Source organism: Nostoc sp., assembly GCF_036917775.1.
Lineage (GTDB): Bacteria > Cyanobacteriota > Cyanobacteriia > Cyanobacteriales > Nostocaceae > Nostoc.
Genome location: NZ_JBALEQ010000096.1, coordinates 73,923 through 86,466, shown reverse-complemented (window position 1 = coordinate 86,466; position 12,544 = coordinate 73,923). Strand labels below are relative to the sequence as shown.

General features: G+C 40.6%; 8 protein-coding genes. 6 read left to right on the top strand and 2 right to left on the bottom strand.

The genetic code is table 11. The features are described from left to right. Positions 1-243 precede the first annotated feature (243 nt). The 6 genes from V7K69_RS19750 to rnhA all read left to right on the top strand — a co-directional run bounded on the left by V7K69_RS19750 (position 244) and on the right by rnhA (position 9,864). A complete protein-coding gene (locus V7K69_RS19750; protein WP_335037315.1) occupies positions 244-1,092 on the top strand; it encodes a M28 family peptidase in 849 nt (282 codons plus the stop codon). Between the two features lie 230 nt (positions 1,093-1,322). Beyond that, a complete protein-coding gene (locus V7K69_RS19745) occupies positions 1,323-2,855 on the top strand; it encodes a SagB/ThcOx family dehydrogenase (RefSeq protein ID WP_335037380.1) in 1,533 nt (510 codons plus the stop codon). Between the two features lie 915 nt (positions 2,856-3,770). Continuing rightward, complete coding sequence (locus V7K69_RS19740) at positions 3,771-5,726, top strand: PAS domain-containing sensor histidine kinase (RefSeq protein ID WP_335037313.1); 1,956 nt, start codon at positions 3,771-3,773, stop codon at positions 5,724-5,726. A gap of 7 nt (positions 5,727-5,733) precedes the next feature. Then, positions 5,734-7,245: a hybrid sensor histidine kinase/response regulator gene (locus V7K69_RS19735; RefSeq protein ID WP_335037311.1), complete on the top strand. Its 1,512-nt coding sequence runs from the start codon at positions 5,734-5,736 to the stop codon at positions 7,243-7,245. A 226-nt stretch (positions 7,246-7,471) separates the two neighbouring features. After that, a complete protein-coding gene (locus V7K69_RS19730) occupies positions 7,472-8,782 on the top strand; it encodes an amino acid permease (RefSeq protein ID WP_335037378.1) in 1,311 nt (436 codons plus the stop codon). 173 nt (positions 8,783-8,955) lie between these two features. After that, positions 8,956-9,864 carry a ribonuclease HI gene (rnhA, locus tag V7K69_RS19725; protein ID WP_335037309.1) on the top strand — a complete coding sequence of 303 codons (909 nt, stop codon included), beginning with the start codon at positions 8,956-8,958 and terminating at the stop codon, positions 9,862-9,864. Between the two features lie 85 nt (positions 9,865-9,949). Here the strand turns inward: rnhA and cruG are convergent, their stop codons facing one another. Both cruG and cruF read right to left on the bottom strand, forming a co-directional pair. Next, the gene (gene cruG, locus V7K69_RS19720; protein ID WP_442936167.1) at positions 9,950-11,176 is read right to left on the bottom strand and encodes a 2'-O-glycosyltransferase CruG; all 1,227 of its coding nucleotides are present in this window, start codon (positions 11,174-11,176) and stop codon (positions 9,950-9,952) included. 123 nt (positions 11,177-11,299) lie between these two features. Further along, on the bottom strand, positions 11,300-12,208 hold the full coding sequence (gene cruF / locus V7K69_RS19715; protein WP_335037307.1) for a gamma-carotene 1'-hydroxylase CruF: 909 nt from the start codon (positions 12,206-12,208) through the stop codon (positions 11,300-11,302). Between the last annotated feature and the right edge of the window lie 336 nt (positions 12,209-12,544).

Sequence of the window (12,544 nt, the reverse complement as noted above, 5' to 3'; positions counted from 1 at the left end):
GATGAAAACACCTCAATGGTATAATAGTCATCATTAAGGCAGTGAGCTAAGAAGTGCAGCTAGAGGAGATAGTTGCAAGACTAGGATAGCATTGACGATGATTGCTGTGTCCAAGCAGCTTCAATTCTTGTTATCCGGTTACTTCTATGCACTGAATCTGTAAGTTGCTAAATGCACCTTAAATAAGAAATTTCTGCTTCTTTGAGTGCCTGAAAACCTTAATATTACCGCTATTTTAAACATTTGAATTTAACAAAGCGATTACAAACTTCCCTGAGTGCGATCGCGCGAGAACGCGATCCTTACATGGCAACAGCTGGACATTTTTTCGTCCAAGAATACATCCACCAGGAATTTTCCCAATGGGGGAGTGTGGAAATCCACACCTTTGAAGTCAGGGGTAAAGCTTGTAAGAACTTGATATTAAATTTACCTTCCCAAGCCAGAGGGCAAAAAAAGGATTTGCCACCGATTTTAATTGGCGCTCATTATGATGGCGTTCCGGGAACACCTGCGGCTGATGATAATGCCACAGGGGTGGCAGTTTTGCTGGAATTGGCGAGAAAGTTTGCTGCCCAAGCTATAAGATATCCATTAAAGCTGGTTGCTTTCGATATGGAAGAATACGGCTTACTAGGTAGCGCTGATTATGCAGCTCTGTTGCACCAACAAAAGCAACAGCTACGCTTAATGATCTCCCTAGAAATGCTGGGTTATAAGGATTCTACACCTGGTTCTCAAAGTTATCCCCCTCCTCTGGAACGCTTCTATCCTGATACAGGTGATTTTATTGCTTTAATTGGCAATTTGCGGACATTGCCTGACTTAATTGGTATGAGCCATAATATTCGCAAAGCTGGTGTAGCTAGTCAATGGCTACCTGTGCCGAATCGAGGTTTAATAGTTCCCCAAACCAGACTTAGCGATCATGCACCTTTCTGGGATTTGGGTTATCCGGCAATGATGGTGACAGATACGGCATTTTTGCGAAATCCCCATTATCACAAACCTAGTGATGCGATCGCTACTTTAGATTTAGATTTTCTTAGTGGTGTATGTGAAGGGTTAGAAATTGCGATTCGGCGGTTATGAAAAATATTAGACATATCCAGAAATTAAATATGCGTTATCCAGAACCCTTGTAGAGACGTAGCAGTGCTACGTCTCTATATTATTTTTGATATGCCCAATACCCCATTCCCAATGCAGTTGTTACCAATTACCACTTTGTGACTATGAGGATTGTACGAATTGACACGAAACAATGAGGCTAATGAATGCCAAGATCAAAAAAAGAATGCCCCAAGGATATTAAAAGTACTATGCCAGAATTACACCAATCAATTGCCCAGCATTACCACGAACGGACTAAATACAACCCTGAGACTCTTGCCTCCAAAAGTCAGCAGTTAGACTGGACTAAACAGCCAGTGCCTTTCAAAGAATACAAAATTGGCTCTACTATTGATCTCAAACCCTATATCCAAGAAAAATCAGAGGGATTTGCCAATAACCCAGATGCTCAATGGTGGCAAAGACTTTCACGGTTGCTGTTTCGCAGCTATGGATTGACAGCGAAAATGCCTTCTATGGGTAGTGCGGTATATTTACGCGCTGCTCCCAGTGCCGGCGGATTATACCCGGCTGAAGTCTATGTGGTTTCCCGTGGTACGTCGTTATTGCCACCTGGTCTGTATAACTACCAGTGTCGGACTCATTCACTGATGCACTATTGGGAAAGTGATGTTTGGCAAACTCTCCAAGGAGCTTGTTTCTGGCATCCTTCTTTAGAAAACACCCAACTAGCAATTATTGTCACTGCGGTATTTTATCGTTCTGCCTGGCGCTATGAAGATCGGGCTTATCGCCGGATTTTTCTAGATACGGGACATCTATTGGGTAATATCGAATTGGCTGGCGCGATTACTGACTTTCGCCCTCATTTAATCGGCGGCTTTGTGGATGAATCGGTAAACGATCTGCTTTATATCGATCCGCAACAAGAAGGTGCGATCGCTGTCTTACCTCTGGCAGACTTATTAGATGTCAATCAAAATTTGCCATTGGGATGTACTGCTTTACCTTCCGCCACCGAAACCAATTATCCCCAAATCCCCGATGGTGAATTGCTGACATATTTCCATCGACACACCCAGATTCAATCAGGTATAACTGGCAATCTCAATCTACCAGTTATCAAACAAGAAAAATCTTTGGAAGATAAATATAACTTTCCTTTCTGTTTGAAAATCCCCACCACCACTACACCTATAGACTGGGGAAAAAAGCTGTCAGAATTGGAAAATACAATGTATAAGCGACGCTCTACCCGCGCTTACAATGGTGATGATTTAACTTTTGATCAATTAAAAAGTCTACTCGATTTCACTTACCAACCGCAAAATTACATCGACCAAAGTTTAGATATTTCTCCAGACTACTTTGATTTGAATTTAATAGAAACATTTATTGCTGTTTGCGGAGTTAAAGGACTGGAGGCAGGTTGTTACTATTACGCGCCCAAAGCCCAAGAATTACGCCAAATTCGGTTTAAAAATTTCCGGCGAGAGTTACATTTTCTCTGTTTGGGGCAAGAATTAGGGCGAGATGCAGCAGCAGTATTATTTCATACAGCCGATCTGAAAGCTGCGATCGCTCAATATGGCGATCGCGTTTACCGTTATTTACATCTGGATGCCGGTCATTTGGGACAGCGCCTGAATTTAGCCGCAATGCACCTAAATATAGGCGTTAGCGGTATCGGTGGATTCTTTGATGACCAAGTAAATGAAGTTTTGGGTATTCCCTCTGATGAAGCTGCTTTATATATCACTACATTGGGACACCCAAGATAAAACTTAGATGTACATAAGCTTACCGTAGGCTACCGCAAATTAGCTTAAAAACATCTAAGTTAGATATAACAAGAGTCTTAAGCCCAAGTCTTTCTAAAACTGACTGATTTTGTGCAGTTTTATAAAGAATTAGTATAAATTCCGTTACTAAACTCATCTATCAATTATGTTGCAAAAAGTGTCCATAATTTGATAAAAATACGATGGGGAATATGAGCTTTTTTGAAACTCATACTAATTCTAGGTAAGACTACGTTTTATTTACATAGGGGTAATTCATAAATTGCCCCTATAGCCTGTAGTTTTTCATCACTTTTCTAAGTACATTTTCATATCACCTTTAAGCAACCTCAAGTGTCTATTCAGATGGAATAAATTATTCCCAGAAAACATAAATATTTTAACAATGTTGTGGAGTCAAAACTTTGGTTAAGGGATTTTCAATAAGTAAGTACATTATCCAATTTTGTGGAGTGTGTAACATGAGCGTCATCCATTACAGGCGTTCATGTTACACACCCCAGAATAAATAGTTAGTTTTTTGGTTTAGAAATTTTTAATCAAATTATTTTTTAATGTGAACATGAGTTTTGCTAATTTAATATCACATTACTAACATTAGGAAAAACATGATTTAATCTGCAAATTTTAGAAACATTTAATTAATATTTAGAGGATGTGTTGAAACTCATCTTGCTTGTATCAAAAAAAGCAACTACTGTGGTCTTCTCCCAAAGGGAAATGCTAAAAGCATTAGGAACCCGTGAGCGTCTAGGTCTTCGCAAGTAGAGCAAGTGGCGTGGCTCAAGAGATACCTGGATTTCAGATTTTTAATACGTAAGTTATGTTAATTTTATTTTGAGATTAAAGCCAATTAAATCTGGTATTTTACAAAACTTTTTCACACAACCACTAATGCTATTTCCTGAAAATGAAAGCCAACGGCTAGAAGTACTTCTTTTCTCTAAAAATCCTAACCCTATGTGGATATATAACCAGAATAATCTGCAATTTCTGGATGTCAATGAAGCTGCTGTTATTCACTACGGCTACTCACGAGAAGAATTTTTGCAAATGCGAATAACTGACATTTTTCCTCCAGAAAATGTACCTATCTTCAGAGAAGATTTAGGGAAAAAGCAGACTAACTTGCACTTTTATGGACAATGGCTACATCGGCGAAAAGACGGACAGATTCTGGATGTTGAAGTTGTCACGCATACAATAAACTATGCCAATTATAATGCTCGGTTAGTTAATATCCGAGACATTACAGAACACAAACGAATAGAAAGAAAACTTCAAGAGCAAAATGAATTTTTGCGGATAATTTTTAAGAGCATACCATTGATGATTGCACTTATTGATACCAATGGCAAACTTCAGTGGGTAAACCAAGAATGGGAAAGTGTTTTAGGCTGGAAATTTAAAGACTTCCAAGCTGATGATGTTTTGGAAGCATTATATCCTAATGCTGAGTATCGACAAGATGTAATTAATTTTATGCAGTCGGCACAACACAATTGGGCTGACTTCAGAACTCAGGTTCGAGATGGTGATTTACTAGATACATCTTGGACAAACGTTAAACTTTCAAATGGTCAAATTATCACTATTGGTCAAGATATCACGGAGCGCAAGCGAACTGAACTAGCTCTAAAAGGTCAAGCCGAACGGGAGCAATTGATGCGAACTGTTGCTCAACGAATTCGTCAATCTTTGAATCTCCAAGATATTTTGAATGCAACAGTTCAAGAAGTACGAGATTTACTTGGGGCTGATCGAGTAGTAGTTTATCAGTTTGACTCAGAAATGATCGGCACAATCATGGCGGAGTCAGTAGAACCTGGATGGAGAGTTTCTTTGGGGGTAGAGATTTATGATACGTGTTTTCAAACAGGCAAAGGAGCGGAATATTACCAAGTAAACAAACGAGCGATCGCTAATATTTATGAAGCTGGACTAACTGACTGTCATATTCGCTTATTAGAACAATTTGAAGTCAAAGCAAATTTAGTTGTACCCATTTTACTAGAAGTAAGTTCTCAAAACCCTGGCTCTCACCTTTGGGGTTTACTGGTTGCTCACCAATGCTCTGGTTTTCGTGAGTGGAAAAAAAATCAATTAGATTTGCTCGATCAAGTGACAGTCCAATTAGCGATCGCAATTCAACAATCCAGCATCTTTGAGCAAGCTCAGACTGAACTTGTTCAAAGACAAAAAGCTCAAGTCAAATTAAAAAATGCCTTAGCTGAAAAAGAAGTTCTCTTAAAGGAAGTTCATCATCGAGTTAAAAATAATTTGCAAATTGTCTCCAGTTTACTACAACTTCAGTCTCAAACGCTCAAAGATCCTGAAGCCATCAAAGTTCTTCGAGAAAGTCAAAACCGAATTGAGTCAATATCTTTAATTCATAAAAATTTGTATACTTCGGCTAATATTGGGCAAATTGATGTTGCTGATTATATAAATAATTTAGCAGCAAGCCTGCTAATTTCCTATCAAATATTGCCTGATAGAATTACTCTAGAAACTGATATAGATTCAGTGAATTTAAATGTCGATCAAGCTATTGCCTGCGGATTAGTTATTAACGAATTAATCTCCAATGCTCTCAAGCACGCTTTTCCGAATCAACAAGTAGGTACAATCAGTATTGCTCTACGCAATATCAATAATAGTATCGAAATGACTATCCAAGATAATGGAATTGGTTTACCAGATAATTTAGATTGGACAAATACTGATTCTTTGGGTCTGTCATTAGTATATGACTTGGTTACAGAACAACTAGAAGGCAACATCACCCTAGAACGTAATCATGGAACAGGATTCAAAATCAAATTTAAGCAGTTAACTTTGCATCAGTAAATATCAAATGGGTCAAGCTAGGATTTTAGTTGTTGAAGATGAAGTGATTGTGGCTAGAGCTATTGCTAGCCAACTCAGTCAACTAGGTTACGTTGTTACGGGAACAGCTTCATCTGGAAAAGTTGCCATTGCTAAGGCATTGGAAACTCAACCAGAGTTAGTATTAATGGATATTATTCTTAAAGGTGAAATGGACGGTATTGCTACTGCCAGCCATATTCGTGAGCAGTTAGACGTTCCTGTAATATTTTTAACTGCTTATGGTGATCATAATACTTTAGAAAGAGCCAAAATTACCCAACCTTTTGGATACATTGTTAAACCATTTACTACAAAAGATTTAAAGATAGCAATTGAAATCGGTCTTTTAAAACACCAGTTAGAGCGTGAACTACGGCAGAATCGAGATCAGTTAGCAACCCTTTTAAACTCAATAAGCGATGCTGTAATCGCTACAAATGAGCAGGGAAAGGTGACATTTATGAATCCCGCATCTGAGGCACTGACTGGCTGGCAGCAAAAAGATGCTTTAGGAAAAGAAGCGACAAATATTTTTCATATTGTCGATGAAGTCACAGGTACTATATTAGAAAACCCAGTGACAAAAGTCCTGCGAGAGCAGCAGGTTGTTTATTTAGATGAATTCACATCTCTGATTAGAAGAGATGGAAAAAGAGTTCCAATTGGTGATAGTGCTTCGCCACTTAAGGGAGGGTCAGATAAAATAAATGGTGTAGTAGTTGTTTTCTGGGATCTTAGCGATCACCGCCAAACAAAAGTCCTAGAGAAAGCATTAGAAAAGGAGCAAGAACTTAACCGTCTCAAGTCCTTATTTATCTCTACAGTATCTCATGAGTTCCGTAATCCTCTGACTGTTATTCAAACGGCAGTAGAGCTTATAGAGATGAAAGGAGCAAATTTGACAGATGTAAAAAGAGGAATTTATTTAAAGCGAATTCAAGGTGCTGTGCAGTCTATGGAAAAACTCATGGAAGAAGTGCTGTTTGTGGGTAGAGCGGAGGCACAAAAACTTGTATATAACCCTGCTCCACTTAACTTAGAGCAATTCTGTCTAGAGTTAATCAAAGATTTTTCTATTGTTGAAAGTAGCGTGTGTGAAGTTGTTTTTACCTGTCATAGCGATCGCACTGATGCTGTAATGGATGAAGGACTGTTAAATTATATGTTCGGGAATCTTCTCTCAAATGCGATTAAATATTCTCCCAAAGGTGGCAAGATTGAGTTTAATTTAATATGCGATCCAATTAAGAAGGTAGCAATTTTTTATATTCAAGATCAAGGTATGGGCATTCCAGAAGCAGATCAGGCTAGACTTTTTGAATCATTTTACCGAGGCTCAAATGTCCAATCAATTAAGGGTACTGGGTTAGGGTTAGTAATCGTTAAAAGGTGCGTTGATGCTCACAATGGTCAAATTAGTGTTACAAGTCAAATTGGAGTCGGTACTAAATTTACAGTAATTTTGCCCTTAAATTGCGATAGCTCAAGCGAAAGCTAGAGGTAGTTTTATTTTGAGAATCAAATTGATTATGGAATAGCCTTTTATCCTACTTTTTTCAAGTACTACAAATTACACTCCTGCTCAAAAAATTTTGTTAACGATGAAATGGCTATCGCTTCTTTTTCGCTAAATTTTCTCTGAAAAAGCAGAAAAATCAGGGTTTTTGCGAAGAATATTTCCAGATGCTAGTATTGTTGATCGGGTTTATGTACAGGTATTCAGTATGCTTCCCATAGAGACTGTTCTCAATTCAGAGCAAGTCACTCGGTTGTTTTCTCATCTTGAATTTGATGGAAAAAAGCTTAATCATCAACCGGGTAGTGTATTAGGAAGTACTGCATTGATTGCGGGAACCACTGTTGGGGCTGGAATTCTCGCTCTACCAGCCGTTACTCTACCGTCTGGTATTGTACCATCCACATCTGGACTGATTGCTGTTTGGCTCTACGCTTTAGTTTCAGGGTTATTGGTTGCAGAAGTTACCTTAAACACGATGCGAACAGAAGGGCGTGTAAGCATAGGTTTTTTGGGAGTTGTTGAGAAAATCCTTGGTAAGCTGGGAGCGCAAATGGCTGGTGGTGCATATTTATTTATGCATTATGCTCTCTTAGTGGCATACATCACCCAAGGTGGAGAGATTTTAGGATATGCGGCGGCAAAAATCTGGAGTGTGCAAATATTGCCAACGTGGATGGGCACAACGACTTTCACACTGTTATTTGGTGGCATTATGTATCTTGGGCGAGAAAAGTTTATTGAGAAATTAAACAGTGCCTTTGTCGGAATTGTCATCTTGTCTTTTTTAGGATTGTTGTTTTTCGCAGGAAGGCATATTCAGAGTGCCCAACTCTTATTTCAAAACTGGAGTGCCCTTGGTAGTGCTATTTCAGTGATGTCTGTGGCGCTATTTTTCCAAAACGTTGTGCCGTTAGTTGTGACGCAACTCGAAGGGGATGCCGGCAAAATTCGTCAGTCTATCTTAATTGGTTCTGTGATTCCTCTAATTATGTTCTTGGCGTGGAATGCCGTAATTTTAGGAAGCGTCAGTCCTGATATGCAATATGACGCATCTGATGGTACTGTTTTTGACCCACTGCAAATTCTCCGAGCAGGCGGTGCAGGAGAATGGTTAGGAGTTCTAGTATCTATTTTTTCAGAGTTTGCGATCGCCACATCATTCATTGGATTTGTATACGGATTGCTGGATTTGTTCGGAGATATTTTTCTTATTGCACAGAGAAAGCTTTCTAGCCGTCTCCCCCTCTATTCACTGGTTCTTTTCCCGCCGATGACTCTCGGAACGCTCAATCCCAGCATCTTTTTTACTGCTCTAGATTACACTGGAACGTTCAGTATCTCAGTTCTGGGTGGAATAATTCCGGCGTTAATGAGTTGGAAGCAACGTCAAGAACAAGAAAACTCAGATAGCACAAATCAACCACTCGTTCCTGGTGGAAAGTTGACACTCATTGTGATGATTGGAGTGGCATTAACCATGATGGGAAGACAAATTCTAGTAATTTACACAGAGTAAAACCATCTGCTCAATACCCACCCAACAGCAAAAAATCATTTTTTGTCACAACAGCCTTTTTGTGAACCATTCTTACTGCAATGCTAACCAGTATAATAACCTGGATATTCTTTACAAAAATTCGCCGCTAATCACTCTTGCTTTGCGTCCTTTGCGGTTCGATATTCTAAACCATGTCCACTCAACCCACAATCCAAAGTATATACACCGATGGCGCTTGCACCGGGAACCCTGGCCCTGGTGGTTGGGGAGTTGTCGTCTACTTTAGCGATGGCTCAATCCACGAAATGGGCGATGGATCGCCTCATACCACCAATAATAAAATGGAAATGCAAGCTGCGATCGCAGCCCTCCAATTTCTGCAAACATCTCAACAAGCCCAACCAATCACCCTCCACACCGATAGCGAATACCTGATTAACTGCGTTACCAAGTGGGTGAAAGGCTGGAAAAAGAAAGGCTGGAAAAAGTCAGACGGTAAACCCGTCCAAAACCAAGAGCTTTTGGAAATTCTTGATGAACTCAATACCCAACAGGTAAAATGGCAACACGTCAGGGGACATTCTGGTAACATAGGTAACGAACGTTGTGATGTGATCGCTCGCACTTATGCGAGTGGCAAAATCCCTTCGCTACAACAATTTACTTCTACAAATTTTTATAAATCTTTACCTTCCACAAATGAACTAAATGTAGCAAAAGTAGCTGATTATGAAAAAAAGTCTCGAATAATTAACCAAAGTCACCAAGAAATCAGTACTTCTGCACTAGAAATAACCGTTATGGAACCATCAACTGGGCCTACTGCGGCCAATATCGATGAAAAACCGGTAGAAATGAGGGTTTCGCAACTCCGCAGCTTGGTCGAAACTCTGCGTATCGCTGACGAAATTTCAGAAAAAGGCTACTTAATCACCAGTTCTGAGTTAGCAGACTTGATGGATGTCCACGCCAGCGCTGTTACCAGTCGTGGAGATCAATGGCGCTGGCGAAACTGGATAGTGTCACGGGTACGCCGTGAAGGAAATCAAATTCTTTGGGAACTGGAACGCGGGGATCAAGTAGGAGGTGAAGAGGAGTAGGGAGCAGGGGGAGCAGAGGAGAATATTTAATAATCAATGCCAATTCCCCATTCCCCACTCCCCATTCCCCACTCCCCATTCCCCACTATATATACTTGCGTCCTCGCCACTCGCGTGGCTTGTGGAACGCAGATAAGAAGATTCGCAGCACAGCTAGGGGATCAGCTAAAGGGGAAAGCCAGAATAACCAGCCACCTTTAGCACTTTTGCGATCGTAGGAAGGTGCGATCGCAATTAGCATCGCAAAGCGAATCATCACCAAGAATAAATTCAGTCCCAGTAGAAAAAGTAAGGGAATGGGTACAGAAGCGATTAATCGCGTCTGTAGCAAGTACGAGAGTGAGGGAGAAATCAATAAAAAACTGAGGACAATTAAAAGGGGTAGACCTTGAACAGATGTGAGTAGCCATAAATCTCCCCACAACTGAGAACGAGAAGTTGCATCTTTAAGATCGAGACTTCGCCCCCATTCCTTCCACGTCTCCATCGCCCCCTCATACATTCGTACTTTCAATACCTTTGCGCCATCTAAAAAGCCCACTTTATACCCAAGAGTTGCAATATTTCGTGCCAAGGTGACATCATCACAAAAAGAACTACTTGCGCTGCTGTAGCCACCCACAGCAGCTAAAACAGAGCGACGACACAAAAAACACTGCCCATTTGCCATCACCCGTTCAGGCTGCTCTGCATTAATGCCAGCAGGGTCAAATCGGTAAAGTAAAGTCATCAACAAAGCTGGTTGTAGCCAGCATTCTCCTGGATATTTGAGGATAAACTGGGGCGAAAGGGAAACTAAGTCATAGCCTTGTGCTTCGGCCGTCTTCACTAAACCCGCAACCAAACCAGGATGTGGTTGAATATCAGCATCCAGCCCCAAAAACCATTGACTACCCTCAGAGCTATATAGAAAACCGTTATGCAACGCCCAAGGCCGCCCCACCCAACCAAAAGGTAAGGGATCATCTGTCATCACGCGAAAGCGCGGATCTTTTTGCTGTGTGGCTTTTACTAAGTCAGGTGTACCATCACTAGAGTTGCTATCTACAACAAGAATTTCCCGAACTTCGTAGCTTTGCTGACTTAAACCAGCTAACAGAGGGCTAATGCGAAGCGCTTCGTTCAGTGTGGGAACTACGACACTAACCTTACCTAAAAGCTCTGGCGTTGGCTGTTGCGGTTTTATTGGTGGCAGCCTTCTTGGCCCCTTTAGCAAGCGCGAAAACAGAATCGCCGTTGCTGGTACTTGAATAAGTAGCAATAAAAAGGAGATGGCACTTTCTACTATTAAAGCGTTGTCTACTGTTGTCAAAATACTTATCAATTAAAAGTGCGACTATACAAAATAAATGGGAAATGGGAATTGGGAATTGGGAATTGCTAATCTCTGTTACTCTATTCCCCATTCTCCATTCCCCACTCCACAATTTCTAGGCTATTTTAAGGCAACTTCAACCTTTGGTACTGATACTTCTTTGCTTACTGGTTCAACAACAACTTGAGTGGGTGTGGTTGAACTCCTTAACCACAGCGCCACGGCGGGAACCACACCAAGGAATAGACCGAGCAATACAGGGATGGAGAACCCAGCAGCCAAACTTAGTCCGGCGGCGAAGGCAAAGTTAGTCAAATAAACGACTAAAGGTAGATTAAGTTGCGATCGCTCTAATTTAATCGATGTGTTTCTCCACAACAAGCCTGCCACACTCATAAACAGGGCGCTAGTGCCAAACCAACCTGCATAGTTCTGGTAAGGTGTGCCAAAGAAAGCTCCTGGTTGTTCCCAATACCAAAAAGGCAAAGAAGTTTGACTCATAGCTGGCTCAAGGGCAAAATCCCAGCAAGTGAAGAGTAAAGCACCAACAGCTATAGCCGCAATATGGCGACCCCAACTGGGTTTTTGAGCCACTTTCAAACCAATTCTCGCAATTAAATAAGACGACAGCCCAACATAAAACCAAGATAAAGGAATTGTGAAAGGAACTAGCCCCCCAATCTTATAACCCAAGCCACTTAAGTAGCTATAATCACCAAATGGAAAACCTGTGCTGGTTCCCAGTAGTTCACTTCCCAAAGAGATAAACATAGCCGGCAGCATAAATGCTAGCCAAGTTCCCAATCCCAGCGTCCGGTAGGCATAAATAGAGACAGCTATTGTCCCTAAGATGATATCAACTACACCGCCACCAGCCATACTTAACTGTACGGCAGTTTCTCCAACCTGCGATAAGTTGAAAATTATGTCGGCATTAGGTATGACCAGTAGCATCCCTACCAGTCCAAAGGCTTTTGACACGATATGACCAATCAGGCATACGCGCTCAACGATAACAAGTTGTCTCATGATAATTCCTTAACAAGATGTGACACGCGGCTACTCGGCTGCTAACAGTTTACAAATGTTTAACAACATATTTAAATACTTTGTGCCGCAATTCTCTACAAACTTGTTTGGCTTTCTTGGTAAGAGCATAACAGCCGATTGATTGAAGCTATAAGAAATATGATGATAAACCTTCTATTTTAAGCTATAGATTCAAAATATACATAATTCCATCTGCAAAAAATTCTGGGTTTTTGTCCTACTGATACCCGTATGATAAATAATTTTTTCCATGCAGGGATCTCATTGAGTGAAGAAAACCATTATAAATTAACCAAGCCCGAAAGTGAAGAATGA

Bases quoted from the DNA above. Each gene is read 5' to 3' on its own strand.
- V7K69_RS19745 (WP_335037380.1), top strand. From the start codon at position 1,323: ATGCCAGAATTACACCAATCAATTGCCCAGCATTACCACGAACGGACT.
- V7K69_RS19740 (WP_335037313.1), top strand. From the start codon at position 3,771: ATGCTATTTCCTGAAAATGAAAGCCAACGGCTAGAAGTACTTCTTTTC.
- V7K69_RS19735 (WP_335037311.1), top strand. From the start codon at position 5,734: ATGGGTCAAGCTAGGATTTTAGTTGTTGAAGATGAAGTGATTGTGGCT.
- V7K69_RS19730 (WP_335037378.1), top strand. From the start codon at position 7,472: ATGCTTCCCATAGAGACTGTTCTCAATTCAGAGCAAGTCACTCGGTTG.
- rnhA (WP_335037309.1), top strand. From the start codon at position 8,956: ATGTCCACTCAACCCACAATCCAAAGTATATACACCGATGGCGCTTGC.
- cruF (WP_335037307.1), bottom strand. From the start codon at position 12,208: ATGAGACAACTTGTTATCGTTGAGCGCGTATGCCTGATTGGTCATATC.